This window comes from Halorussus aquaticus, assembly GCF_024218795.1.
Taxonomy (GTDB): domain Archaea; phylum Halobacteriota; class Halobacteria; order Halobacteriales; family Haladaptataceae; genus Halorussus; species Halorussus aquaticus.
Window position 1 is genome coordinate 2,732,909 of record NZ_CP100400.1, and the last position, 23,600, is coordinate 2,756,508.

At 65.6% G+C, this 23,600-nt stretch carries 27 protein-coding genes and 1 tRNA gene; 11 read left to right on the top strand and 17 right to left on the bottom strand.

The genetic code is table 11. The features are described from left to right. Positions 1–40 precede the first annotated feature (40 nt). Positions 41–286, bottom strand: a complete 246-nt coding sequence (locus NGM06_RS14050) for a hypothetical protein (protein WP_254267564.1) — start codon at positions 284–286, stop codon at positions 41–43. A gap of 286 nt (positions 287–572) precedes the next feature. Further along, entirely contained in the window at positions 573–1,259 is a 687-nt protein-coding gene (locus NGM06_RS14055; RefSeq protein ID WP_254267565.1) for a PHP-associated domain-containing protein, read from the bottom strand. 145 nt (positions 1,260–1,404) lie between these two features. Between NGM06_RS14055 and NGM06_RS14060 the strand changes: the two genes are divergently transcribed. The 4 genes from NGM06_RS14060 (at position 1,405) to NGM06_RS14075 (ending at position 4,569) form a co-directional block, all read left to right on the top strand. Next, complete coding sequence (locus tag NGM06_RS14060) at positions 1,405–1,914, top strand: hypothetical protein (RefSeq protein ID WP_254267566.1); 510 nt, start codon at positions 1,405–1,407, stop codon at positions 1,912–1,914. Between the two features lie 77 nt (positions 1,915–1,991). Further along, on the top strand, positions 1,992–2,402 hold the full coding sequence (locus tag NGM06_RS14065; RefSeq protein ID WP_254267567.1) for a hypothetical protein: 411 nt from the start codon (positions 1,992–1,994) through the stop codon (positions 2,400–2,402). Positions 2,403–2,473: 71 nt separating this feature from the next. After that, positions 2,474–4,138, top strand: coding sequence for a DNA polymerase IV (gene dinB, locus NGM06_RS14070; protein WP_368410446.1), 1,665 nt, complete (start codon positions 2,474–2,476; stop codon positions 4,136–4,138). A gap of 59 nt (positions 4,139–4,197) precedes the next feature. Next, positions 4,198–4,569, top strand: a complete 372-nt coding sequence (locus NGM06_RS14075; protein ID WP_254267568.1) for a thioredoxin family protein — start codon at positions 4,198–4,200, stop codon at positions 4,567–4,569. Positions 4,570–4,594: 25 nt separating this feature from the next. Here the strand turns inward: NGM06_RS14075 and NGM06_RS14080 are convergent, their stop codons facing one another. The 5 genes from NGM06_RS14080 to NGM06_RS14100 all read right to left on the bottom strand — a co-directional run bounded on the left by NGM06_RS14080 (position 4,595) and on the right by NGM06_RS14100 (position 11,377). Next, on the bottom strand, positions 4,595–6,775 hold the full coding sequence (locus tag NGM06_RS14080; RefSeq protein ID WP_254267569.1) for a CHAT domain-containing protein: 2,181 nt from the start codon (positions 6,773–6,775) through the stop codon (positions 4,595–4,597). 36 nt (positions 6,776–6,811) lie between these two features. Then, positions 6,812–7,573, bottom strand: a complete 762-nt coding sequence (locus NGM06_RS14085; RefSeq protein ID WP_254267570.1) for a DUF7504 family protein — start codon at positions 7,571–7,573, stop codon at positions 6,812–6,814. A gap of 137 nt (positions 7,574–7,710) precedes the next feature. Further along, positions 7,711–9,939, bottom strand: coding sequence for a thioredoxin domain-containing protein (locus NGM06_RS14090; protein ID WP_254267571.1), 2,229 nt, complete (start codon positions 9,937–9,939; stop codon positions 7,711–7,713). Positions 9,940–10,143: 204 nt separating this feature from the next. Next, positions 10,144–10,329 (bottom strand): hypothetical protein, encoded by a 186-nt coding sequence (locus tag NGM06_RS14095; RefSeq protein WP_254267572.1) that lies wholly within the window; start codon positions 10,327–10,329, stop codon positions 10,144–10,146. Positions 10,330–10,369: 40 nt separating this feature from the next. Further along, positions 10,370–11,377, bottom strand: a complete 1,008-nt coding sequence (locus tag NGM06_RS14100) for a hypothetical protein (RefSeq protein ID WP_254267573.1) — start codon at positions 11,375–11,377, stop codon at positions 10,370–10,372. A 153-nt stretch (positions 11,378–11,530) separates the two neighbouring features. Here NGM06_RS14100 and NGM06_RS14105 point away from each other — a divergent pair, with 153 nt between their 5' ends. The 4 genes from NGM06_RS14105 (at position 11,531) to NGM06_RS14120 (ending at position 14,895) form a co-directional block, all read left to right on the top strand. Further along, positions 11,531–12,298 (top strand): helix-turn-helix transcriptional regulator, encoded by a 768-nt coding sequence (locus tag NGM06_RS14105; RefSeq protein WP_254267574.1) that lies wholly within the window; start codon positions 11,531–11,533, stop codon positions 12,296–12,298. 157 nt (positions 12,299–12,455) lie between these two features. Then, on the top strand, positions 12,456–13,799 hold the full coding sequence (purD, locus tag NGM06_RS14110) for a phosphoribosylamine--glycine ligase (protein ID WP_254267575.1): 1,344 nt from the start codon (positions 12,456–12,458) through the stop codon (positions 13,797–13,799). Between the two features lie 146 nt (positions 13,800–13,945). After that, a complete protein-coding gene (locus NGM06_RS14115) occupies positions 13,946–14,299 on the top strand; it encodes a DUF7344 domain-containing protein (RefSeq protein WP_254267576.1) in 354 nt (117 codons plus the stop codon). Positions 14,300–14,352: 53 nt separating this feature from the next. Further along, complete coding sequence (locus NGM06_RS14120) at positions 14,353–14,895, top strand: acyltransferase (protein WP_254267577.1); 543 nt, start codon at positions 14,353–14,355, stop codon at positions 14,893–14,895. Between the two features lie 2 nt (positions 14,896–14,897). Here NGM06_RS14120 and NGM06_RS14125 read toward each other — a convergent pair whose 3' ends face one another. The 5 genes from NGM06_RS14125 to NGM06_RS14145 form a co-directional block, all read right to left on the bottom strand. Then, positions 14,898–15,401 (bottom strand): hypothetical protein, encoded by a 504-nt coding sequence (locus tag NGM06_RS14125; RefSeq protein ID WP_254267578.1) that lies wholly within the window; start codon positions 15,399–15,401, stop codon positions 14,898–14,900. Positions 15,402–15,405: 4 nt separating this feature from the next. Beyond that, entirely contained in the window at positions 15,406–16,182 is a 777-nt protein-coding gene (locus tag NGM06_RS14130; protein ID WP_254267579.1) for a mechanosensitive ion channel domain-containing protein, read from the bottom strand. Next, on the bottom strand, positions 16,182–16,997 hold the full coding sequence (dacZ, locus tag NGM06_RS14135) for a diadenylate cyclase DacZ (RefSeq protein WP_254267580.1): 816 nt from the start codon (positions 16,995–16,997) through the stop codon (positions 16,182–16,184). Before dacZ ends, NGM06_RS14130 begins: the two co-directional genes overlap by 1 nt. A gap of 141 nt (positions 16,998–17,138) precedes the next feature. Beyond that, positions 17,139–17,729: a cell division protein CdpA domain-containing protein gene (locus tag NGM06_RS14140; protein WP_254267581.1), complete on the bottom strand. Its 591-nt coding sequence runs from the start codon at positions 17,727–17,729 to the stop codon at positions 17,139–17,141. A 197-nt stretch (positions 17,730–17,926) separates the two neighbouring features. After that, positions 17,927–18,011, bottom strand: a tRNA-Leu gene (locus NGM06_RS14145). A 148-nt stretch (positions 18,012–18,159) separates the two neighbouring features. On the opposite strand from NGM06_RS14145, the gene NGM06_RS14150 reads away from it, so the two are divergent. Continuing rightward, the gene (locus NGM06_RS14150) at positions 18,160–18,489 is read left to right on the top strand and encodes a transcription initiation factor IIB family protein (RefSeq protein WP_254267582.1); all 330 of its coding nucleotides are present in this window, start codon (positions 18,160–18,162) and stop codon (positions 18,487–18,489) included. A gap of 71 nt (positions 18,490–18,560) precedes the next feature. After that, complete coding sequence (locus tag NGM06_RS14155) at positions 18,561–18,881, top strand: hypothetical protein (RefSeq protein ID WP_254267583.1); 321 nt, start codon at positions 18,561–18,563, stop codon at positions 18,879–18,881. Between the two features lie 87 nt (positions 18,882–18,968). Here the strand turns inward: NGM06_RS14155 and NGM06_RS14160 are convergent, their stop codons facing one another. From NGM06_RS14160 to NGM06_RS14180, 5 genes are all read right to left on the bottom strand, one after another. Next, positions 18,969–19,457: a phosphopantetheine adenylyltransferase gene (locus NGM06_RS14160; RefSeq protein ID WP_254267584.1), complete on the bottom strand. Its 489-nt coding sequence runs from the start codon at positions 19,455–19,457 to the stop codon at positions 18,969–18,971. Positions 19,458–19,518: 61 nt separating this feature from the next. Beyond that, the gene (locus tag NGM06_RS14165; RefSeq protein WP_254270038.1) at positions 19,519–20,019 is read right to left on the bottom strand and encodes a winged helix-turn-helix domain-containing protein; all 501 of its coding nucleotides are present in this window, start codon (positions 20,017–20,019) and stop codon (positions 19,519–19,521) included. 272 nt (positions 20,020–20,291) lie between these two features. Further along, on the bottom strand, positions 20,292–21,374 hold the full coding sequence (locus tag NGM06_RS14170; protein ID WP_254267585.1) for a glutamate--cysteine ligase: 1,083 nt from the start codon (positions 21,372–21,374) through the stop codon (positions 20,292–20,294). A gap of 123 nt (positions 21,375–21,497) precedes the next feature. Next, on the bottom strand, positions 21,498–22,130 hold the full coding sequence (locus NGM06_RS14175) for a fibrillarin-like rRNA/tRNA 2'-O-methyltransferase (RefSeq protein WP_254267586.1): 633 nt from the start codon (positions 22,128–22,130) through the stop codon (positions 21,498–21,500). After that, a complete protein-coding gene (locus tag NGM06_RS14180; protein WP_254267587.1) occupies positions 22,127–23,059 on the bottom strand; it encodes an NOP5/NOP56 family protein in 933 nt (310 codons plus the stop codon). Before NGM06_RS14180 ends, NGM06_RS14175 begins: the two co-directional genes overlap by 4 nt. A 150-nt stretch (positions 23,060–23,209) precedes the next feature. Between NGM06_RS14180 and NGM06_RS14185 the strand changes: the two genes are divergently transcribed. Next, positions 23,210–23,593, top strand: coding sequence for a PaaI family thioesterase (locus NGM06_RS14185; RefSeq protein WP_254267588.1), 384 nt, complete (start codon positions 23,210–23,212; stop codon positions 23,591–23,593). Positions 23,594–23,600: the final 7 nt, after the last annotated feature.

Consider the following 23,600-nt stretch of genomic DNA (forward strand, 5'->3'; position numbering starts at 1 on the left):
ATCCGTTCTCGGTCACCCACCTGCCAACGCGAGCTGGCGGCTACCGATAGAGCAACGTTGCAAACATCGCGATCTCACCGACGAGAACGAATCCGAGAACGAGTCCAACGACGAACGCCTCAGAGAGACTTACAGTAGCAACGAGAATCACACTAATCGGCATTGGAAGGACTGCCAGCGAGAGGATACCGACCGAAAGCGAACCCATCGCAGGCGACCGATACCGGTAGGCCGTCCGGATGGCCTGCCCGGCGACGAACGTTCCGAGTCCGACGACGACTAACACGGTACCGAGAACGAGCGGTCGGAGTTTCAAGTCCTCACTAAATACACAGCGCACACGCAGCACGGTGTCACTCTCGCTGAATCGGAGTCGGTCCTCGAACCGAGTGTCTCTCGTCGGAAGCGACCAAACGAGGTTCCAGCATCGAGAGGAACTCCTCGACGACCAACGGTGTCAGCATCGTCCTACGACTCTCTCTCTCGTCGTCTTCGTCGTTCGAGGACCGACGGCAGAATCCTCGAACGTTTCGGCGACCGATTCCGTGCGGCGTGAAATCTGTGGTGCTAATTTACCACAACCGTCCACCGAGCGAATAGCGTCCCTGCTTGAGCGCCCGAATAACGTTATCGCCGGACAGTTCCTCGACCTCGACGACGACGTGCCCTGCTCCGACTGCCTCTGGACTGTGAGCGTCGGACGTGGTTGTCGGCGTCGCGTCTAACTGTTCGACAGCGTCGGCAATCGTCGGATACCCCTGAATATCCTCTCCGCGTTCGGTGACTTCGACGAGGTCCGCACCGACTCGGTCGGCTAACTGGTTGATATCGTCTGCCGTGTCGTCGTACCGCATCGGATGATTGATCTGCTTTATCATCTCGTCGTCGGACTGTATCACGTTGACGTGATGCGATGCGGACAACTCGACCCCGTTCAAGATGGGACCAGGGAACTCCAGATGCGAGTAGTCGCCGACCGTTTCGGCTTCGACGCTTCCGTCGACACCGATATCGTCGTGATGGTCCGTACCCACCAGAACGTCGAACCCCAACTCGGCGTACCTGTCTGCCATCTGCTGTCCGCCGCCCCGCTGGAGGTGAGCGTGGAGGTCGACCTTCGCGGAGACAGTGTCGTCCGTCCGTGTCGAGTTCCGCGGACTGCTTGACGAGCGCTTCGACTGGCGGTCTGCGAACCCGGTGGAGAGACCACCGATTCCTATCGCGAGGCCGGACGCACCGAGGAATCGTCTCCGGTCCATGTCTCCGGGACGCGATTCTCTATGAAAAAGGAAACGGCCCCGAAGACGGTCGTAGGGTCCGTTCGGCAGTCCCCGTGCTGTCGGGAGAACGGGCGGGTTGCCACAACAGTAACCCGTCCCAAACCACTACCTACGCAGACCCACCATGACTACTCACCACATCGCCTCGTGGCTGATGGAACACAGTAGCGTCCCCATGACCGTCCTCAAACCGGTCGCCACCAAACTCGGCGTCTCGACGAACTACGTCGGCGCGGCGCTGTTCGCGGGGCAAATCGTCTACGAGAATCAGGACACCATCGTGACGTACACCGGCAAAGGCGGCGTCACCGTCGGCCAGTTCCTCCACGAGCAGTCTCGACGGCGGTACGGCGAGGACCACCCGCTGACGGAGTACCTCGGCGAGAACGTGGACGCCATAACCGAGGCCTTCGAGGGAACCGAGGAGGAGGCCCGCTCGTTCGCCGAGTTCTACCGCCGGTTCCGCGCGGTGGACCGCGACTACCGACTGCGAGACGGAATCGAGGTCGGCGTGCCGGAGACCGTCACCGACAGGATACCAGACGCGGACTCGATTCCGAGTCTCCGCGGCGACGCCGACGAGACCGACGCGAGCGACGCCGTCGATATCCCCGTCACCGACCCGGAATCGTAGCCCGATACCGACCGGACGGTCGCCTGTCGGCCGCTAACCCCGACGAATTAATTGCCCCGCCTCCGAAGGCCCGTCAGATGAAGTCCCCCGAACACGCGACGCTCGGCGCGATAGCCTCACTGCTCCTCGTCTTCACGCTCCCGGTCTCGGTCCCCCTCGAAGCGGCCGTCCTGTTCGCCTACGGCGTCCTCCTGTCGGTGTTCGTCGATCTCGACCACTTCGTCGTGGCCCGCTACCACGCGGGCGACTGGTCGCACCTCCGGCGGTGCGTGACCGACCCCGTCTTCGCATTCACCGAACAGGAGCAGGTCTTCGAGGGCGTGGACACCCGGACGCTGGAGGTCCACCGACTGCTCAGCCACCTGCTGGTGGGCGGCGCGCTCGTCGCGGCGCTCGCGCTGTTCGCGCCCGTCTACGCGCTGTTCACGGCGGGCGTCCTCTACGTCCACGTCGTCGCCGACCTGCTCCGCGACGGCGAAATCGCCTGACCTGTGACCCGAGGGAGACCGACCGGACCCGAACTGAACCTTTAACCCACCTCGGAAACCAACGTCGTCCAATGACTGGTGGCGGGTCGCACCTACCGGGAACTCCGGACGAGGAGGGTGACGACCCGATAGTCCTCCACGTGGACATGGACTGCTTCTACGCGGCCTGCGAGCGACGACGGGAACCGCAACTGGAGGGCGAACCGGTCGTCGTCGGAATGGGGTACGAGGGCGGCCAGACCCACGGTGCCGTCGCCACCGCGAGCTACGAGGCCCGGGAGTACGGCGTCGAGAGCGCGCAGGCCATCAGCACCGCGCTGGAGCGCCTGCCGAGGATGGCGGACGCCGAGGACCCCGACACCGACGTAGACCCCGACGACGCGGGCTACTACCGGCCGGTGGACATGGACCACTACGAGGCGGTCAGTGCGGAGGTCAAGGAGATTCTCCACGAGTCGGCCGACGTGGTGCGGGAGGTCAGTATCGACGAGGCCTACCTCGACGTGACCGACCGGACCGGGTGGGAGGTCGCCGAGGGGTTCGCGCGCCACGTCAAGCACCGCATCGACCGGGAGGTGGGAGTGACCGCCAGCGTCGGGGTCGCACCGAACATGTCCGCCGCGAAAATCGCCAGCGACCACGACAAGCCCGACGGTCTCGTGGTCGTGCGACCCGACGAGGTCAGCGAGTTCCTCGCGCCCCTCGACGTGGGAGAGATTCACGGCGTCGGCCCCGTCACGGCCCGCGAGTTGCGCGAGATGGGCATCGAGACGGCGGCCGACCTCGCGGCGGCCGACCGCGCGGACCTCCGGTCCAGATTCGGCGAGCGCGGCGCGGAGATGCACCGCCGGGCGCGCGGCGAGGACGAGCGCGAAGTGACGCCCAGAGGCCGCCCCAAGAGCCTCTCGCGGGAGTCGGCGTTCACCGAGGCGACCGACGACGACGAGCGAAAGCGCGAGCAGGTTCGGACCCTCGCGGAGGCGGTGGCCGACCGCTCGCGTCGGAAGGGCGCGATGTATCGGACCATCGGCATCAAAGCGGTGACGCCGCCCTACGACGTGAACACTCGCGCGAAGTCGCTCCCGGGTCCGGTGGACGACCCCGGACTGGTCGAGGAAGTCGCGCTGGAACTGCTCGCGGAGTTCGCGGGCGTCGAGGTCCGGAAGGTCGGAGTCCGCGTCTCGAACCTCTCGTTCGCGGACGCCGAGCAGTCGAGCCTCGGCGACGGATGGGGAACGAACGGAGGTGAAACCGACTCGTCGGGGTCAGACGAGACGGGGAGCGAGTCGGCATCCCGGAGGTCGGTCGAAGAAGCGGACGACGAGGACGACTCCGACGCCCAACGTTCGCTCGGCGACCAGTGGGAGACATCGGACGTGGAGAGGGCAGAGGAAGCGTCGTCGAACGGAGGGATGGCGGCCGGTGAGTCGTCGAACGGGGTGACGACAGACGGGAGGACGGCGGACGCAAAATGCTCGAATGCTCCGACAGACGGCGAAGCGGACGGCGGCGACCCCGCCGACCCCGACCGTGACGGTCAGTTGTCGCTTCGAGACGCGTGGGCCGGTGACGACGTGGCGTCCGACGAGGGAGCGGAGAACGACGCCGCCGACGATGACCGTGACGCTGATTCGGATGGCATTTCACCCCCCGACGCGGACGGCGACTCCGGCGGCGATGCGGACCTCGACGGGCAGGTGTCGCTCGGCGTCTTCGAGTCGGACTCGACCCGATAGCGTCGCATACTCCGCCGCGACCCGTGCGACTAAAGCGGTCGCGCGACAATTACACGGACATGGATACGACGCAACCGGACCCGACGTGGGACGCCCAAGCGCACAGCGAGAGCGTAGACATCATCGAGGCCGCCGTCGGCGAAGTCACCTACCGAGTGTGGGGTGCCGACTGGTGCGGTGACTGTCACGACGTCCTCCCCGACTTCTTCGCCGCGCTGGAGGCCGCGGGCGTTCCGAACGACGAGATAGACGTCCACGAAGTGGACGAGAACAAGGACGGCGAGGGGGTCGAGGAGTACGACGTGACGCTCATCCCGACCATCGTGGTCGAACGCGGCGACGAGGAAGTCGCGCGCTTCGAGGAGAGCGAGGACCAACCCGCGGCCCGGTACCTCGCCCAACGACTGCACGACAGCGACGTGATGGTCTGAGCGCCACCGGTTCCTCTTTTCGCGGCTACTCGTCGGGGTCGCCCTCCGCGAACCACTCGTCGGTCCAGTGGAGTTCCCCCCCGACGACGACCGGGGCCGAGTAGTCGCTCAGCGTCTCCTCGACCTTCGCCCCGGAGTTCGTGAACGTCATCATTCGACCCGGAACGAGGTAGAAGTCCGGGTCCTCCGCGCTCTGGAACTGGGGCTTGGCCGCCGCGCCTATCGGATACTCCTCGGTCGCGTAACTGACGAGGGTCACGGAGACCTCCTCGTCGGGGGCCGGTACCGTCGTCGAGTCGTAGTCGAGACCGAAGTCGTAAATCAGCGGGTTGCCGTCGGCACACTGGGCGATGGTCACGCTAGGATCGCCGACGACGAGGTAGTGGCGGCCGATTGCGGTGTACTCCTCGACGATTTCGAGCGCTGCGCCGACGCCGAACCCGTAGTTGAGCAGACGCGCGAACGTCTCGCCGACTTCGACCGCTCCGAGGTTGTCCACGTCGCCCCAACTCACGATGGCCGTGCGCGCGCCCGCTTCCACCAGCGCGACGCCCTGATCGTGCGACCGGCAGGCGTTGAGCAGGATGGTCGTCGCGCCGGTCTCCTCGACCGTTTCGGCGTCCAAGATACCGTCCGAACACGCGAACCCGCGGCCGTCGATGTGACCGATGAAGTGAAACAGGTCGTGGTCTTCGGCCAACAGCGACCGGAGTTCGGCAGTCGAAACGTCGAACCGACAATCGACGTCGAACGGGACCGTGTCCCGCGTGCCGTACACCTCCGAGACCGTGTCCCACTCCTCGCGCATCTGCTCGTCGTTGCAGACGACGGTCACGTCGATGATGCCGTCGGTGGGTTCGGTCCTGTCGTGGTCGAAGGCCGAGGCGAGGAGTTTCGCCCCGTGCACCGGCGTTCCATCGCCCACCCACGCCCGCTCCATGGAGTCGGTCTCGGGGAGCGGAACGTACTCGCTGGAGTCCGGGACGCCCGTCGCTCGGGAGTCGGCGTCGGTCGGGAGACCGAGACCGCCGCCGTCGAGTTGCGGTCCGCGCTTGAACGCGCTCAGCGCGTCGTGCTGGTCGGGGTGAGACCCGTCCGTCGATGCCGTCGAACCGGGTGACGACGACGGGTCCGTCGCGGAGGATTGGACTCGGACCAGAGAGAGGTCTCTGGCGACGAACGGAAGCAGTTCGACGCTGTCGGCGACGGGTCGAACGTGAGTGGTCCGACTCCAAGCGGGCATCGCGTCGGTCAGTGCCGAGTACGGGACCGAGAGGTACGCCGCCAATTGCTCGCCGAGCGCCGCCCCGTACAGGTCGGCGAAGTCGAGGTCGGTCACCGATTCGACCGCGCGTCGCTCGGCCATGTCCATCGGGTGGAACCCCTCGGTTCGGGTCACGCAGTCGAGCAGGAACGCTTGTTTCAGGACACGAATCACCTCGTCTTCGAATCCGCGCTCCGTGTCGAGGGGGTGGCTGAAGCCGGTCTCTGCGGTCAGTCTCGGTCTCTCGTCGGGCACTACAGTCGCGCCGAGGTAGTAGGCCAGCGGTGCGACAGTGCAGACGTGCTCGTAATCGGCCGGGACGCGGAGCGTGACTCCGGTATCGGGCGCGTCGATGTCGTCTGGAATCGCCAGTTCGTCGCCGCGTTCGAGGAGCGGCGGATGGCCGCGGAGCGTCGGCCACGACCGTTCGCAGGTCGTCGTCTTCAACCCCGACCCGAACGTCGAGAGGGCCTCCATTACGGCCTCCGGGTCGTCGGGGACCGTGACCGTCCCCGCGGGCGAGGAGTGATTGGACCGCGCGCCGAGTTCTATCGTGGTCTCGCCACCGAACGCTATCTCGACGTACTCGGTGGTCGCCTCGACGACGAGCGACGACGCGACTCGGACGTAGGTTTTCACGGGCGCGTCCACTTCGAGCAGGTATTCGTCGGCGTCGAGTTCGAAGCTTCGGTCGTGGCCGGCGTCGATGATGTGGGACCCGTCGTCGGCGTCCCGAACGACCACGACGGGGACGTTGTACGGTACCCTGATTCCCGAGGTGGTGACTCGCCAGGCGACTGAAACCGGATAGACGAACGCGTCGGTGTCGGCGGGAGTCGGAGAGACCGTTTCCGGAGTGTGGAGAACGTACCGGTTGTTCTCGATTGGGTCGAGTATCTCCACTCCCGTCGCGTGGTCGAGCGGGTCGAGTCGCGGGCGCATATTGGTGGACCTCCGTTAGGAATCGAGAGGGGCGTCTCAGAGGGGGAGCCAGTCGGTTATCAGGTCGCGGCTCGGGACGTGCCAGCGTTCCTCGGTGTGGTGGTCGTGTCTCGCAGAATCGACGGCCCGAACCTCGACGACGGCGTCGAACTCGTCCGTCAATCTCTGGACGCGGTCGCTTCCGTACGGTTCGGTGAGGACGTAGTGACCCATCGCGTCGTAGTCGTGGACGTAGCCCGTGACGACTTCTAGGCATCGGCGGACCACGTCGTGGTCGTAATGTTCGAACAGGGCACCGAGCGAATCCATCCCGACGCGCAACTGGGCGGGTGCGAGACCGCCGGAGTGGCGATTGAACGTCGCCATCGACTCGGCAATCTCGGCCTGTAAGCCCGCGAGTTGGGGGTCCACGACTCGTCGTTCGGAGATAGCCAACGGTGGCGCTTCGGGTCGGTCACCGGCGTCCACGACCGACCGGGGCGGCGAGGCGTGGTTGATAACTTCGGTCGTCTCGGTGAACGACCCCTGAATCTCCTCGGGGTCGGGCAAGCGCTTGACCACGCTCTGAGGACTCGCGTCGGTGATAGCGAGCAGGCGGTATCGGCGCTCTTCGGTCCCGCCGAGGAGGCTACCGCTCGCCTCGGTGAACAGGCGACGCGGCGCATCGCCGACGACTAGCAGATTACAGCCGTCGGACTTCAGGTCCTGAAGGACGTCGAAGAACCGCGTCACACCGTCTTCGTCGGTGGTATCGGCTTCCGAATCGTCACGCCGACGGCCGGAACTCCCAGCACTCATTCGCGGAATAGTTGAATATGTATGTTTAATAATCTTTCGCACCGATAGACGGAAATCTGTGGACTGGCGTCGGTCTTCCTATCGTTTTCGAAGAACGTGGGAGGCCGACGCGGCGTGCCGAGGTCGGTGTGTCGTAGCTACTGGCCGCCTTCGGCCCAGTCGAGCGCGTCGGCGAGGTCCGTGTTCGGCGGCGAGCAGGCGAAGTTCCGGCAGACGTAGACCGTGGGTTCGCCACCCGATTGGCCGCGCCCGGCCCAAATCGGCGGTGCTTCGTCGAGTCCCAGTCGGTCGAGCCACTCCGACACTCCCTCGTCGGTCGGCGGGCGGCGCGACAGCAGGTGAGTCGGCAAGTACCGGTCGCCGAGTTCGTCCACCCACGCGTCCGGTAGTCGCTCGGCGGCCATCGTCACTTCGAGAGAGCCACGCGCGTATCGGTCGGCCGCCAGCGCGAGCGAGGCGTGCTGGAGCGGGTTCGAGCGAATCTGCTGTCCCCGCGTTTCTAGCACGCGCTCGGCGACGTCCGCGAACTCGTCGTCGGGCCTGAACTCGGCCAGCGCGAGCAGCGTGTCGGCCGCGACGCCGAGACTGGAGGGCGTCGATTGGTCGTTCGGTTCCTGCGGGCGCGCGACCAGTTCCTCGCCCGTCTCCGGCGTGAAGTAGATAGTTCCCGCGTCGGCGTCCCAGAACTCGTCCTCGATGGTCTCCGCGAGGTCGAGCGCGAACCCGAGGTGGTCGGGGTCGCCGGTGGCCTCGTACAGGTTCAGCGCACCTCGCGCGAGGAAAGCGTAGTCTTCGAGGTAGCCCTCGATGGCCACGTCGCCACCGTGAGACTCAGTCTCACGAGCTTCCGAGCGCGACTCGGAAACATCTTTGTACCGCCGGAACAGGCGTCCCGACTCGCCGTCCTCGTCGGGGTTCCAGAGCCGCTCGCGGACGAATCCGAGCGCGTCCGCCGCGAGGTCCGCCCACCGCTCGCCGTCGTCCAGCACGAGCGCCCCCTCCGCGAGTGCCGAAATCATCAGGCCGTTCCACCCCGCCAGCACCTTCTCGTCGCGTCGCGGGCGGACTCGGTCCTCGCGCGCGGCGAAGACCTGTTCGCGAGCGTCCTCGATGGTCTCCTCGACCGCTCGCTCGTCCATCGCGTACTCGTCGGCGAGGTCTGTGACCGACTCGCTGATGGTCAGGACAGTCTTCCCCTCGAAGTTACCCGACTCGGTGACGCCGAATCGGTCGCAGAACAGGTCGGCGGCGGTGTCGGCGTCCGCGCGTTCGCCGCCCCACTCGTCGTCGTCGACGGCCTCCCGAATCTGGTCGGGCGTCCAGACGTAGAACTTGCCCTCCTCGCCCTCGCTCTGGGCGTCGAGCGTGCTGTAGAACCCGCCCTCCTCGTGGGTCATCTCGCGTTCCACGAACTCGAACGTCCGGCGGGCGGCCTTTGCGTATCTGTCGTCGTCCGCGACCTGATAGCCCGCCAGCATCGCCCGCGGAATCTCGGCGTTGTCGTACAGCATCTTCTCGAAGTGGGGGACGACCCACTCGCGGTCCACGGTGTAGCGGTGGAACCCGCCGCCGACGTGGTCGAAGAGACCGCCCTCGGCCATCGCCGAGAGCGCCTCGGTGGCGACCTCGCGGTACTCCGCGGCGCTGTCGGCGTCGCCCGCGTCAGCGGCGCGCTCGGCCGCCCGCAGGAGCAGGTGGACGCGCCCGGCCTGCGGGAACTTCTGGCCGGTTCCGAATCCGCCGTGTTCGCGGTCGGCCGACCGGACCGCGGCGTCGGCGGCGCTTCCGAGCAGGTCCTCGCCCGGGGTTTCGCCGGGGTCGGGCACTGATTCGAGTTCGTCCTCGATGGCGTCGGTCCACTGGTCGGCACGGCGCTCCATCTCCCGGCGGTCCTCGTCGTCGGCCCACGAGTCGGCGATGCTGGAGAGCAGGTCTCGGAAACCGGGTTGGCCGCGCTTGGCCTCCTTCGGGAAGTAGGTCCCGACGTAGAACGGTCGTCCGTCGGGCGTGAGCCAGACCGAGAGCGGCCACCCGCCCCGGCCCGAGACGGCCTGACAGATGGTCTGGTAGATGCTGTCGAGGTCCGGGCGCTCCTCGCGGTCCACCTTGACGGGGACGAAGTTCTCGTTGAGCGCCTCGGCGATGTCCTCGTCCTCGAAGCTCTCCTCTTCCATGACGTGACACCAGTGGCACGCCGAGTAGCCGACCGACAGGAAGATGGGCACGTCGCGCTCCTCGGCCGCCGAGAGGGCGGCGTCGTCCCACGGTTGCCAGTTGACCGGGTTGTCGGCGTGCTGGCGGAGGTACGGACTCTTCTGCTCGTCCAAGCGATTCCGCTCGGTCGGGTCGGCGTCGGGTTCGCTCATGGTTCCACCGAGGGGCTTGAAGGACGTAAAGTCGGGGCTTTCCGGAACGTAACTACGACCGACACACGACGAATTGCCCTCCGGCGTCACGAAGGGGGTAGATACGAGAGTGGCCGGACCGAATCTTCGCACTGAGCGAAGACTGTCAACGGCCGCCTCGATTTTCCACATCCGAAACGGTTGTCGAGACGCATCGGAGGCAGATCAGGACCGGAGTAGCCACATTCCGACCGCTGCTGCTCCGAACGCCACGACCCACGTGATCCCGGCCGTTACGGTGCGAGAGACGCCAGTAACGTCCGTCATGGACCACATCATGACGGCGACGACGGTGGCGATGACGAGGAGCGACCCCAGTTCTGCTACCGAGTGTTGGACAAGTGAGGTCATACAATGACCACCTTTGCCATAGTTTCCATGGCCGGGGTAATCAATGTCCGGTAAGGTTCGTACACGTCGCGTAGCACGTCCCTCCGACGACACCGGCACAGATCGCTCCGCAACCCGGTGAAATGGGGATTCCGGCGACAGTCCCGCTACATGCGGCGGTGCAGGCCGCTCCGGACAGTCCGGCGAGCGACGAACAGAGGACGGTGCAGTAGTCCGTACACACCGTTCCCCACGGACCACAGACAATGTGGTTCTGCGTAGAGACGCCATCTTGAGTCTGTTTGGGCGCGACCGAAAGGTCGGTCGTCGTCACGTTCGTTGGTTCGCCGGACCCGGTCAGAACGACGCGGCCCTCGAAGTCGCCGCCGCGAGTAATGGGTACGTAAACGTCGAACCGCTCCGAGTTGCGGAGGAGGATTGCCTCCTCACGCGCGAGCGAACCGTCGCCAGTTCCTTTCTCGACGGCATTCTCGGGTACCTTCTTCGCAACCTCCTTCACGAGAGGGGTTCCAAACTCCATTGTCGTCTTGTGGTTGCCGTCGACCGCACGGATACCGTCACCGACGGGCTTGCCACCGAGGGCGGTGACGCCGTCGTCGAACGCGGACGATTCGTAGTAACGGATGGTGGTATCCCGTTCCTCTTCTCTACCGAAGGTGACGCCGTAACCAGTGTCGTCGTTGACGCTGTACTCGAACACCGCAGTCGGTTTCGGTTTCTCCCCGAGGGTACGGGCAATCTGTCGCACGTCCTCGGAACGGTTCGCACGGCGAAGCAGCTGCCCTCGTTCACGTCCCTTGAGTGAACGCGTCTCTATGTCGGGGTTGACGTCACCGCTCGCACTAACTCGTGAAGAGAGGGTACTTCCACCGACGGAGAACACTCCGAGCGTTAGTCCGACATGAGTGAGGAAGTCCCTCCGACCTGTTGCGTCCTCTTCACGCATCTCCGAAAGCGCCGCCCAGGTTTCAGCACAGCCACTCCCATCGGGAATCTGGTCGTTTAGCTTTTCTTGGTGCGCGTCAGTCTGCCAATCCTTTTTTGACATCTGGTGGGAACACCATCTAATATTATGCGGGGCTAGAAGATTGATTTAACTACATGAGAATTGGTCGTAGAATGGCGATTTCTTATATACTTTTCTACTATTCATATGATTAAATACGGGTAGATATATGTGATTGTTGACGTTACAATTGGTATGAAGGAATCCGACGGATTACTTCGGGTGTTGTTTGACCGAGTCCACTATCTAGACTTCCTTCAGAGCACGCCTGCGAAGAACAAACGAGACATTATCGACAGATTTGAAACTCCTCGTTCCACGGTCGACCGCGACATTAGAAAGTTAGTAGTAAATGGCCTGGTCGAACGAACGTCCGACGGATACCGGACGACTCTGGCCGGTCGACTGGCTTCGTCGGAGTATCGCCTACAGCGGGCAAACTTGGCAGGTATACAGGAAGTGGTCCAGTTACTGGGTCCTCTGTCGGTAAACGCACCACTATCTGCGGAGTTCCTTCGTGGGGCACGGGCGATCGAATCGACGTCGAGTGAACCCAATCGGCCGATAACTCACGTACTCGAACTGTTCGAACGGTCCCGACAAATCCGCGTAGCATCGCCGTTTTTCCTCCGGTCTTACGTTAAGACGGTTCATGACCAGGTAACGAACGAGTCGAAAAGTACCGAAATGGTACTGACGTCGGGCGTGCTCGACCAGCTAATCACCCAGTACGAGGACAGAACAACTGACCTTCTCGATTCTGACCTGTTCTCGCTTTACGAAGCCGACTCGCTTCCGTACGGACTGTATATCGTGACGACGAACGTCTGGGTTGAATGTGGACTCGTCATTTCGAACGATACCGGTATCAAAGGGGTGATCCACAACGACACATCGGCCGCTGTTCGGTGGGCAGAGTCACGGTTTCAGTCTATCAGATCCCAGAGCACCACTCGTAACTGAACGCCCTGTAACGACGATTGCGAACGTACGTTCCGCCGGTGATTTACCGACTACATCTATCGCACTGCGAACAGTCGCGAGATTTAATCCACGTACGTGCATACATTTTACGCCGGTAAGAGCAACCTTTACACTCCCGTGCCTACATCGTCCGAGCATGAGCGAAACAGTCCTGCTGGTCGGCGGCGGCGGCCGCGAACACGCCATCGCCCGGGCGCTGACCGAGAGCGGTCCCGCGAGCGGAGCGAACGGGACGTCGTCGGACTCGCAGTCCGACGGAAACGCGGCCCTCTACGCCTGCGCGGGTAACCGCAACCCCGGCATCGCAGCGCTCGCCGAGGGGTTCGAGACGCTCGACACCGAGAACGCCACCGCGGTCGTCTCCTACGCCGAGGACGTGGGCGCGACGCTCGCGGTCGTCGGTCCCGAGGGGCCGCTGGCGGCCGGGGTCGCCGACGCGCTGGACGACGCCGGAATCTACGCCTTCGGCCCGAACGAGGCCGAGGCCCGCATCGAGACCGACAAGGCCTACCAGCGCCGGTTCATGCGCGAGAACGACGTTCCGGGCTGTCCCGACTTCGAGACGTTCGACGACGTGGAGGCCGCCTGCGAGTACATCGACGAGTACGACGGCGACCTCGCCGTGAAACCCGCCGGACTCACCGGCGGGAAGGGCGTCCGGGTCATCGGCGACCAAGTCACGAAAGCCGAGGCCAAGGAGTACCTCCGGGACTCGGACTACGACCGCGTGGTCCTCGAAGAGCGCCTCGTCGGCGAGGAGTTCACCGTGCAGGCGTTCGTGGCGAACGGCGACCTGCGGGTCACCCCCGCAGTGCAGGACCACAAGCGCGCCTACGAAGGCGACGAGGGACCGAACACCGGCGGGATGGGAAGCTACAGCGACTCGGGACTCGAACTCCCGTTCATGACCGAGGACGACTACCGCGAGGCGCTCGACGTTCTCGAAGCCACCGTGGACGCGCTCTCGGGCTACAAGGGCGTCCTCTACGGCCAGTTCATGCTCACCGCAGACGGCGTGAAGGTCGTGGAGTTCAACGCCCGGTTCGGCGACCCGGAGGCGATGAACACCCTGCCGGTCCTCAACACCGACTTCCTCGACGTACTGGTCGCCGCCCGCGAGGGCGACGACTTGCCCGAACTCTCGTTCGCGCCGAAGGCCACGGTCTGCAAGTACGCCGTCCCCGAGGGCTACCCGACCGACCCGAAGGCTGGCGCGAAGGTCGAAATCTCCGAGGAGAACGCGGGCGACGCGCTCCTGTTCTACGCCAGCGTGGACGAGCGCGACGACGGTATCTACACGACCACCTCGCGGGCGTTCGCGGTCGTGGGCGTCGCCGACACCATCACCGCGGCCGAGGAGATCGCCGAAGAGGCCCTCTCGGTCGCTGGCGAGGAGGGACTCGACGTGCGCCACGACATCGGCAAACCCGACCTCGTGCAGCGTCGCATCGACCACGTCGCCGCTCTCCGCGGCGAGTAACCGGGACCTACTCACCGTTCAGTGCCGACCTGTCCTCCCGTAGTCGTGACCTGTTCGCTCTTAGTCACGACCTATCCGCTCTCAGCCGCGACCTGTGACGCGCCAAGCGACCCATAACAAACCGCCGTCTGGTCGTTTCCGCGGACATGTCCAAGCACGACGCCTCCGCCGAATCGCTGACGACCGACCAAGCGTTCGACCTGCTCGGCGACAGCACCCGGCGACGAGCGGTGGCGGCCCTCCGGGAGTTCGACGGGTCGGCGACCCTCGACAGACTGGCCGAGGCGACCGCGGCCCGCGTCGAGGACGTGGACCCGTCGGCGGTGACGGCCGACCGGCGAGAGCGAACCGCGACAATGCTCCACCACAACCACCTGCCGCGACTCGAAGACGCCGACGTCGTAGAGTACGATCCCGCGGAGAGTCGCGTGGAACTGACCGAGGTCGCGACGGACCTCGAACCGTACTTCGAGGTCATCGACGGGGCGTACTCCGAGTAGGACCGCTCCGGCGACCAACTACTTTCAAGACCGAACCCCACTAATCCCCGCCCGTGCCCGACGACATCGACGAGACGGACGAGACCGACGAGACGCGACGTCACGACCGCATCGCGCACCACGCCACCCCGGGACCGGGCAACTCCCTCCAGTCGTGGACGCGTGCCAAGAGTCCGCTCCGCGTCGCGCTGAACTACGTCGTCATCGTCCTCGCGCGCGTCTCGCCGAGCCTCAAACTCAAGAACCTCCTCCTCCGGAGCATCGGCGTGACCGTCGGCGAAGGCGTCTCGTGGGGACTCGAATCGACGCCGGACGTGTTCTGGCCCGAACTCGTCACGGTCGAGGACCACGCCATCGTCGGCTACGACGCGACGATTCTCTGCCACGAGTTCCTGCAGGACGAGTACCGGACCGGCGAGGTGGTCGTCGGCGAGCGAGCCATGATCGGGGCGGGCGCAATCATCCTCCCCGGCGTCGAAATCGGCGAGGGCGCGAGCGTGGCCGCGAACTCGCTGGTGACACAGGACGTGCCGCCCGGCGAGACGGTCGCCGGAGTGCCCGCCCGACGAATGGGGAACGAGGAGTCGCCGGACTGACCTTACCGTCCGTCGAGCGCGACCTGCCGGACGGCGTACTCCGCGAGGCCGCCGAGACAAGTCAGTCCCACCAACAACGGACCGAAGACGAGCGCGTAGAGCGCCAGCGGGTCCGATTCTCCGCGTACGCTCAGGAACGGCGGCAGTATCAGTACCGTCACGGCGAACAGCGCCGCGAGCGGCGCGACCAGTCGCCAGCGAGCGAAGCAGTAGTACGGCACCGCGGCCTGCGCGCCGAGGACGACTGCACCGGCCAACGTCCACCCGGCGAAGACGGCCGGGTCCGCGGTCATCCCGGCGACGAAGGCGTCCGCGACGAACCTCGCACCGGCCCACGCGCCGAGACAGACGACCGCGTAGGCGAGACCCCCGACGACCGCGAGCCGCCGCCTGTCGAATCGATTTCTGAGGACGTACGGGAGCGCGACGAAGAGTCCGGCGACGAGCGTCGCGACTCCGACGTTCAGCGCGTCGCTTCCCAGAACGGGGTCCGGACTCCCCGGCACCGAATCAGTCCCGAATCCGGACGACGCCCTGCTCGAACACCCGACTGTTGGGGATGATGTACTCCTCGCCGTCGTTCTCGATTCGGGTGACGAGGACGTCCACTTCCTGAACGATTCCGCGGTCGTCGCCGACCTCGACCTCGTCGCCGATGCCGTAGGGCTGGTTGAGCAGGAGGTAGACGCCCGCCGCGGATGACCGGAGGAGATCCCAGAGCGCCACGACGCCGAAGAGGATGACCGCGAGGACGTACGCCGCCAGCAGGATGAGGAGGGCCTCGATGGCGACGTTGACCTGCCCCAGCGCGACCAGTACCGCGAGGTAGACGATGGTGTACTTGACGAGTCGCGGGATGACGCCGACTTCCGGGAGTTTGACCGACCGGAGTCGCTCGCCGACGACGAGTTCGGCCTTGTCGGCCACGACGAACCCGACGATGAACACGAGGATGGCGATGAACAGGTCGGGGATGAACGTCAGCACGCCGTTCCAGAAGAGGCGGGCGTTGAGGAGTTCGGCGACGTTGAGCGCGATGAGGACGACGACGCCGTAGATGAACCACGAACTGAGTCGGGAGACCAGCGAGACGGTGTCGGTCCCGAGGCTCTGGGCCGTGCGCTCGAAGGGCGTGCGCTCGACGGCTTCGGGGACGCCCGCGGCGGTCAGGAGTCGCTGGTTCACCCGGCCGATGACGTACCCCGCGAGCAGACCCGCGAGGAGGATGAGCAGCGCGAGGATGAACTGAAACTGGTCGCGGAGGAGGACGTCGAACTCCACCTGCATCAGTACTCCTCCGGGTCGATTTCGAGTACCAGTTCGCCGCCTTTGAACGCCCGGACGAGACCGTCGCTCTCGGAGAGGACGACCGCCGTCGCGTTCGTCTCGCGGGTGATAGCGCCCGCGGCCATGTGGCGCGCACCGAGACCCTTGGGGATGTCCACACCCTCGGCGGACGGTTCGAGATAGCGGTAGGCAGAGACTATCTTGCCCGCGTCGCTGATGATGAACGCGCCGTCGAGACGCGAGAACTCCTTGAGCATCACGTTCACGATGGGGTCGCCGACGTGGACGTGGGACTTCTCGAAGGGGTTGTACGAGAGCGGCCGGGACTTGTTCATCACCTTGCCCGCGTCGCCGACGACGAACAGCGCGCCGACCGGCTTGCCCTTCTGGCCCTTCTTGCCGAGTTCGATGGCCACCTCGAACACGTCCCGGATGACGCCGGGGTCGGCCCGCGAGTTGGCGAAGAGGTCGTAGACGCCCGAGTGCATCGAATCGCTGGCACGCGCTCGCGTCACGGTGTCGGTCCCGTCTTCGAACATGCTGACCGCGCAGACGACCACGTCGCCGTCCTCGACGATTCCCTGTTCCATCCCGCCTTCGATACCGAACCGGATTCGCTCTCGGGCGTTGTCGAACTCCAGCGGTAGTTCCACGAACTCGTCGGCCCCGACGGAGTTCTCCGGTCCGACGACGACCAGATCCACGTCCGCGTCGAGGTCGGCGTATCGGTCGTAGTAAGACCCGCTGGGTGAGAACAGAAAGACCGCATCGGCGTCCTCGGTAACGTCCCCCAAGAGTTCGCTCACGTCAGCCATTACCCGAAACGACTCAGCGACCGGAGAAAAGGTTTGTGGGTGTATATATCAGGCGACTGCGACGAGCTGTCGGCTGGGTTCCCCGATGACTGCCCGGTATCTTCTCTCGGACTCGTCGTCTGATACTAGCCAGCGGACTACTTACGAACTCTCGTCCTCGAAGAACTCGAGGTCGCTCCCGGTCTCACCGCCGTCGCCCACGGTCGCCGTCCGCGCGGCGTCGTCTCCCTCGTCTTCGGCCGACACCACGACCGTTTCGATACTCCCGAAGGCGTCCGACCGGCAGGGTTCTTCGTTCGACTCCGAGTCATCGTCGTCGGAGTCGGCAGTGACGCCTGCACCGAACACGGCCAGTAGACCGAAGACGTACGTCCCGACTGCCGCAGGCGGTAACGCCGCGAGTTCGCCGGTCCATCCGGTCGGAACCGTCGTCCAGAACAACGCGAGACCCGTCGCGCCGACGAGCGTTCCGAGACCCGTGACGCCCCACGGGAAGTCGGTGTCGGCCGTGCGGACGAACAACGCGACGAACGACGCGAGGAGCGACCCACCGCCGAAGAGGACCGCCACCCGTAGCGCGGCGGCTTTGCCGAGGCCGAACCCCGCGACGAGACTCGCGGTCGCCGCGACGACCCCGACTGCGGCCACCCCGCCGCCAACGAGCAGAAGTACGGCCCGCATCAGTCCCCGCCAACGGACTCTCGGGTCGTACGCGTCCTCCATCCGTGACATGTTTGGACTAATATGTAATAGAAGAGGAAAAGTATACCGAACCGAAGTGATGCTGGTGATTTATTTACGTCACATCTAATTTGGTAGCATATCGTAATGTGCAGTGGTACCACTTATCACGACTCCCGATGCGGTCCTCAATCTTCGGGGAGAGACGCGAAGTAGACGAACGACTAGGCGAAGTGGCGACAGTAGAATGCGCGGGACCGGATTCGAACCGGCGGACCCCTACGGGATAGCGTCCTAAGCGCTACGCCGTTGGCCTGGCTTGGCAACCCGCGCGCACTCCCCAGTTCCGGCGAGGGCGACAAGAAACTGTCGTTCTCCCGGTACCGGTGAGCGGTGACGGCACGCGCCGAACTCGCCGCCGTCCGTCTAATCGCAACCCGACCCCGAGACGCTTATGTGAACTCGGTCGTAACGACGTATCGTGTATCGGGCACGTGACCACGTGGAGAACCAGCGCTGGCTCGCCGAAATCGAGGAGGCCGCCGACCGCCTCGACCTCGACACGGCCGCCCGGTCTCGGGCGACCGACCTGTTCCTCTCGACCGTCTCGGAGTGGGACGCCCCCGACGAACGAGACGCCGACTCCCGGCGGGCCGTCGTCGCGGCTAGTCTCTACGCCGGGTCGCTCATCGAAGGCGACCAGCGCTCGCAGGGAGCGGTCGCCGACGCCGTGGGGGTCGCCCGACTGACTATCCAACAGCGCTGGAAGCAACTGCTCGAAGAGGCGGGTCTCGAACCGCCGTCGTGGTAGCGACGGACGCGGCCCGTCTCGGAGCGAAGCGTGTCGTTTAATTGACCTCCTAGAGAAGTATCGTATTACTGATGGCTCAAGTGCTATCCACTGCGTGGGCAACTCTTCTCCTCGGCGCGGCCATCGTCGCGGTCGGCTATCTCGTGAAGTATCGCCAGTGGACGACGCTCGTCGTGGGATCGGCTCCCTTCGATAGTACGGACCCCTCGCCCGTGTTCGCGAGTTACGCCGGAAACGTCACGCTCGTCGCGGGCGGGTTCGTGGTCTGTATGGGCGTCGCCCAGTCGCTCGGACTGCTGGCGCTCGTTCCGGGTTGGCTGCAGGGATTGCTGTTCGTCGGTGCGGTCGTACTCGTCGCTCCGCGACTCGGCGTCGTCGCCACCGAGCGATGAAGCAGGAGTCCTTCGGTCACTCGTAGCCGCCGTCACCGCAGACTGGTGAGGTGAGTGAGACGCCGAGATGTGCGTGTCAAAACCCGACTACCGCTCCGCGTCGCGGCCGTCTCGTTCCGGAGTGAGGTCGCCGTGTTCGTCGATTTCGCCCTTGACGATGCGCGTGCTGGAGATGATGTCGCCGTCCTCGGCCGTGACGTGCGGGACGACCTCGACGTCGAGGGGGTCGTGGCCGCGCTCCTCCCGAATCTCGTTGATTCGCTCGGCACCGTCGGTCGTCTCGGGCGAAACCACGAGCGCGTCGAACTGTGGTTCGGTGGCGATGCCGGTCGGTTCGGTCAACTCTCGGACCTCGAACTCTCGGTCGTACTCGTCGGCGATTTCGGCCAGCACGGCCTCCAAGTCGGCCTTCCGTTCGTCGAACGGGCGGACGTACCGGTCCTCGTGGCGCGTCTTCGGCGCGAGTTCGTCGCTAGTCAGTCCGACCGTCACGTCGCCGAGTTCGAACGCGCGTTCGAACAGCGCGCGATGGCCGTCGTGGACCGGGTCGAAGGTCCCGCCCAGGGCAACCCTCATACCCTCGGGAAGGGTTCCCCCCGGCTTAGTGCCTTCGGAATATCGTCCGGGGACGTGAATATTACTCCTCGTCGTCGTCGTCCGACTCCTCTTCCTCGACGCTGATGCTCACGGGTTCGCTCGTCTCCGACTCTAGTTCGGCGTCGGTCTCGGAGTCGAGGTGGTCGTCGAGATTGAACACCGTGTTGAGTTCGTCCTGTATCTGGCCCACGATACCGCCGACGAGGTCGCTCGGCGCGATGGCGGTGTACTCGTAGGGGTTGTTGCCCGCGCCCTCGCTCTCGCGCTTGCGGCGCTCGACTATCTCCTCGTCGTGGAGTTCGGCCAGCGATTCGCGGACCGTCGAGGGGTAGAGACCGGTCCCCTCGGCGATCTCCTCGCTGGTGCTGTAGGGCTGCTGGCGGAGGTAGACGTAGATTCGGGCGCGCGTCTCGGTGTCGAGGACCCACGAGAGAAGATCGACGATGCCCTGATCGAACTGGTCCACCGCGCGGTCGGCCTCCTCTTCGAGGCGCTCGCGGCCCTTCGAGATGCGGTCCCGGCCCTCGTCTTCGACAGACACGTCCTGCTCGACCGACACCGTCTCTTCGCCCGCTACCTCCACGTTCACTTCCTCGGTGAGGTCGCCTTCTTCGTCCACCTCGAGTTCCTCTTCGACCGTCACGTCGTCGTCCGCGTCGTCGATTTCCGCTTCTTCGACGGTGTCGTCCTCGACGTTCACGTTCTCGTCGTCTGTGTTTTCTCCGGACATGTCCTCTCTACGAGGACACAAGCCGCGGGCGAGTAAAAACTTTGCTTACAGGCGGTGGCGCTCCGCTGTTCGGGGTCGGGCGGCTATCGCTCGCTCAGAACCAGCGACTCGTAGAGGGCGTCGGTCCCCTCCTCGTCTCGAACCCGCCGCTGGCGGGCCGCCCCGCTCTCGCCGTCGTAGATGTCGCGGATGCCGGAGACGCCGAGTCGCTCGCACTCCCGGTCCACGACCTCGCCCAGACCGATTTCGCCCTCGCGGTCGCGTCGGACGAACGCCGCGTCGTGGCCGTAGCGCATCGCTCGCCACTTGTTCTCGTCCAGTAGCTCCCGCCGGTGGCGATACCCCTGCTCGCCGTCCTCGTAGCGCTCGGCGAGGTCGCGGACCAGCGCGTGGGTGTACTCCACGAACGCCAGCACGCGTTCCGGGTCGCGCTGACCGTCCGGCGTCCGGACTTCGACCGTACCGAGACCGGTGTGGGGCCGCACGTCGTACCAGAGTTCGCCGCGGTCGGCGATGGAGTCGGTCCGGAGCATGGTCTCCTCGAACGCGGCGAAGTCCTCGTAGGAGTCGAAGTCAGTCGGCATCCCGGTGTTCGGCAGCGCCTCGAAAATCTTGGCCCGGGCCGACTGGAGACCGGTGTCGAACCCGTTCCAGTACGGCGAGTTGGCCGACAGCGCGAGCATCACCGGCAGGTACCACCGAATCTCGTTTGCGACCCAGACCGCCTTGTCGGCGTCGTCCACGCCGACGTGGACGTGGAGACCGGTGGTGGTGTTGCGGTGCTGTGGGTACTGAATCCGGTTCAACTGGTTCCGGTACCGCAGCTTCTCGGCGTGTTCGAGTTCGCGCCACTTCGCACCGGGGTGAAGCCCCGCCGCCGCGATTCGGAACCCGCCCGCTTCGGCGTGTTCGACCAGCGCGTTCCGGACCGCCAGCAGGTGGTCGCGGGCGTCCGCGAGTCGCTCTATCTTCGGCGTCTGGGTCTCGATGACGCACTTGAACAGTTCGTGGTCGAGTCGCCCGTCGAGAATCTCGGGCGGGTCGCGCTCGTAGACGAGTTCGTCGGTCCCGGCCGTCGGGCGGCCCCGGCGGTCCACGACGAAGAACTCCTCCTCGATGCCCAGCGTCCCCATCTCCGCGAAGCTCTCAGCCGAACCCGAGTCCATTTCTCGGGAGTTCGCAATCCGGCGTATAAATAGTTCCGAACCCGGCAGGGTCGGGCGAAAGCGTCCGGGACGGTGGCTCACCGCGGTCGGGCGAATCGCCTCAAACCGGCCGAACGACTCGCCTCACTTCGGTCGGGCCACGACGCCGAGGTGGTCGTCGTGGTACGGTTCGAGTCGTTCGGTCGCCAGCACCTCGTAACGCTCCCGGAGGTCGGCCAGCGCGTCGTCGAACACGTCCTCCGGGTCGCGAGTCACGTCCTCGCTGCGGGCCTTGATGGCCGCGAGCAGGCGACCGTCCTCCCGGAGGAACCGGGCGTTCTCGACCGCGACGCGGGCCTGCCCGCGAGTCGCCACGTCTTGGACGATGGCGTCCACCTCGGACTCCACGACGTGGGCGTAGCTCTCGGGCTTGCGGGCGTCTTTCAACAGGGGAAAGAGGTTCTGTCGGTCCTCGGCGACGCCCACCAAATCCCGGACCGGCCGGGGGGCGAACTCCACGGCGTAGGTCGGTCCGGAGAAGTCGGCGACGTGGCTGACGGTCGTCCCGCTGGCCGCGCCGAGGTAGAGGACCGTCTCGCCGCCCGCGAGACCGGTGTCCAGTCCGGACTCGACCATCGCGGCGAGTTTCGACCGTCCGGCGTCCCAGCACCGCCACCCCTCGTCGGTGGGTTCGCCGTAGACCGGCGGCCCCCGCGTCGCCAGACGCTCGCTTCCGTCGAAGGCGCGGCGCTCGACGCCCTCGGGAAGGTCGGTCACGCTTCACCCTCCTGTTCGGTCCCGTCGGCGTCGCTCCGCCCCCGAATCTGGTCCATGCGTCGCCGTAACTCCTCGTCCAACTCGGGTTTGCGCTCGCCGGAGTAGTGGTCCACGCGGGCCGCGATGGTGAGTTTCCCGGCGAGGGTCCGGGCCGCCGACCCGCGCTTCTCCGGTCGGGTCCCCCGGACGTACTCGTGGGTGAAGATGACGCCGTGCTTGGGCGAGGACGCGCGTCCCCGGAGGTGCGCGAACAGCGCGTCCTCCGCGCCGAGGACTTGTACGGTTCCTGACGGTTTCTTGGCGAGCGATTCGAGACCGCCCGCGAGGGACATCAACCGCGCCGCGAGAACCGGCCCGGCCATCGCCGCGAGGTTCGGCGCGACGTCGGCGGTCTCGCGCTCGATGAACTCCCGGAGCGCGTCGCTCTCGTCGGCGAGGTCGGCGGTCCGGCGGGCCAGCGAAATCAGTCGCTCCTCGGTCGGCGACGCCGGGTCGCGGGTCGCGAGTTCCCGGGCGTACTCCACGCCGGTCCCGGCGTCGGCGTCCCGACTCCCGGCCCACTCGGCGACGCGCTCGGCGAGTTCGTTGGCCTGCGCCGCGGCGTCGTCCATCGCTCGGACCGCGTGGACGAGTTGCTGGTCGTCCGCGCGCTCGCGCTCTGCCGCGGCCTCGCGCGCCGCTCGCACGGACGCCTCGCAGAGTTTGTCGTAGTAGTCGTTCTCGTCGTCGGCGAACCCCGATTCGACCGCTCGCCGGGGCCAGTCGTCCGGCGCGTCGGCCCGCCCCTCGCGGATGCCGGTCGCGCCCGCCTCGGTGTCGTCGGGAGCGAGGTCCTCGAACCATCCGGCGCGCTCGCGGGTCGCGTCCCCCTCGTCGCCAGCGGTCCGGGGCGCGTCGCTCTCCCCCGAACGAGTTCCGTCGTCGGTCATGTCCGTGGATTGCGCGCCGTGGCGTTTAAACCTACGCGACTCGCTCTGCGGGCCGCCCGGCGAGGCGGTCGGGCGAGCGACCGCGGCGATAGGGTCGGCGAGGTTACAGAAGAAGTATACTTAAGCCGCTGCCGCGTGCAGAACGCCAGTATGGACGTGGAGAGCTTCTTCGAGGAGATGCCGTTCGCGGACCTGCTCGGTGTCGAAGTGACCGAAGTAGAGGACGGCCACGCCGAGGGCGAGGTGGAGATGCGCGAGGAACTGTCGTGGAACGCCGACCGCATGATGGCTCACGGCGGCGTCACCTTCACGTTGGCTGACACGGTGGGCGGCGCGGCGCTGGTCTCGCTGGTGGACCAGCCGGTTCCGACCATCGACATGCGCATCGACTACCTCGAAGCCGGAACCGGCGACCTGCGGGCGGAGGCCGACGTGGTCCGGTGCGGCAGCGACGTGGGCGTCGTGGACGTGTACGTGTACGCCGAAGACGAGACGCAGGTCGCGGACGCGCGCGGCGTCTACAAGACGGGATAGGAAAAGC

Excerpts from the sequence above, each read along its gene's own strand:
- NGM06_RS14090 (WP_254267571.1), bottom strand. The coding sequence starts at position 9,939 with ATGAGCGAACCCGACGCCGACCCGACCGAGCGGAATCGCTTGGACGAG.
- NGM06_RS14080 (WP_254267569.1), bottom strand. The coding sequence starts at position 6,775 with ATGCGCCCGCGACTCGACCCGCTCGACCACGCGACGGGAGTGGAGATA.
- NGM06_RS14185 (WP_254267588.1), top strand. The coding sequence starts at position 23,210 with ATGGACGTGGAGAGCTTCTTCGAGGAGATGCCGTTCGCGGACCTGCTC.
- NGM06_RS14155 (WP_254267583.1), top strand. The coding sequence starts at position 18,561 with ATGGCTCAAGTGCTATCCACTGCGTGGGCAACTCTTCTCCTCGGCGCG.
- purD (WP_254267575.1), top strand. The coding sequence starts at position 12,456 with ATGAGCGAAACAGTCCTGCTGGTCGGCGGCGGCGGCCGCGAACACGCC.
- NGM06_RS14075 (WP_254267568.1), top strand. The coding sequence starts at position 4,198 with ATGGATACGACGCAACCGGACCCGACGTGGGACGCCCAAGCGCACAGC.
- NGM06_RS14115 (WP_254267576.1), top strand. The coding sequence starts at position 13,946 with ATGTCCAAGCACGACGCCTCCGCCGAATCGCTGACGACCGACCAAGCG.
- NGM06_RS14160 (WP_254267584.1), bottom strand. The coding sequence starts at position 19,457 with ATGAGGGTTGCCCTGGGCGGGACCTTCGACCCGGTCCACGACGGCCAT.
- NGM06_RS14060 (WP_254267566.1), top strand. The coding sequence starts at position 1,405 with ATGACTACTCACCACATCGCCTCGTGGCTGATGGAACACAGTAGCGTC.
- NGM06_RS14065 (WP_254267567.1), top strand. The coding sequence starts at position 1,992 with ATGAAGTCCCCCGAACACGCGACGCTCGGCGCGATAGCCTCACTGCTC.
- NGM06_RS14170 (WP_254267585.1), bottom strand. The coding sequence starts at position 21,374 with ATGGACTCGGGTTCGGCTGAGAGCTTCGCGGAGATGGGGACGCTGGGC.
- NGM06_RS14095 (WP_254267572.1), bottom strand. The coding sequence starts at position 10,329 with ATGACCTCACTTGTCCAACACTCGGTAGCAGAACTGGGGTCGCTCCTC.
- NGM06_RS14140 (WP_254267581.1), bottom strand. The coding sequence starts at position 17,729 with ATGTCACGGATGGAGGACGCGTACGACCCGAGAGTCCGTTGGCGGGGA.
- NGM06_RS14100 (WP_254267573.1), bottom strand. The coding sequence starts at position 11,377 with ATGTCAAAAAAGGATTGGCAGACTGACGCGCACCAAGAAAAGCTAAAC.
- NGM06_RS14055 (WP_254267565.1), bottom strand. The coding sequence starts at position 1,259 with ATGGACCGGAGACGATTCCTCGGTGCGTCCGGCCTCGCGATAGGAATC.
- NGM06_RS14180 (WP_254267587.1), bottom strand. The coding sequence starts at position 23,059 with ATGACCGACGACGGAACTCGTTCGGGGGAGAGCGACGCGCCCCGGACC.
- dacZ (WP_254267580.1), bottom strand. The coding sequence starts at position 16,997 with ATGGCTGACGTGAGCGAACTCTTGGGGGACGTTACCGAGGACGCCGAT.
- NGM06_RS14130 (WP_254267579.1), bottom strand. The coding sequence starts at position 16,182 with ATGCAGGTGGAGTTCGACGTCCTCCTCCGCGACCAGTTTCAGTTCATC.
- NGM06_RS14085 (WP_254267570.1), bottom strand. The coding sequence starts at position 7,573 with ATGAGTGCTGGGAGTTCCGGCCGTCGGCGTGACGATTCGGAAGCCGAT.
- dinB (WP_368410446.1), top strand. The coding sequence starts at position 2,474 with ATGACTGGTGGCGGGTCGCACCTACCGGGAACTCCGGACGAGGAGGGT.
- NGM06_RS14105 (WP_254267574.1), top strand. The coding sequence starts at position 11,531 with ATGAAGGAATCCGACGGATTACTTCGGGTGTTGTTTGACCGAGTCCAC.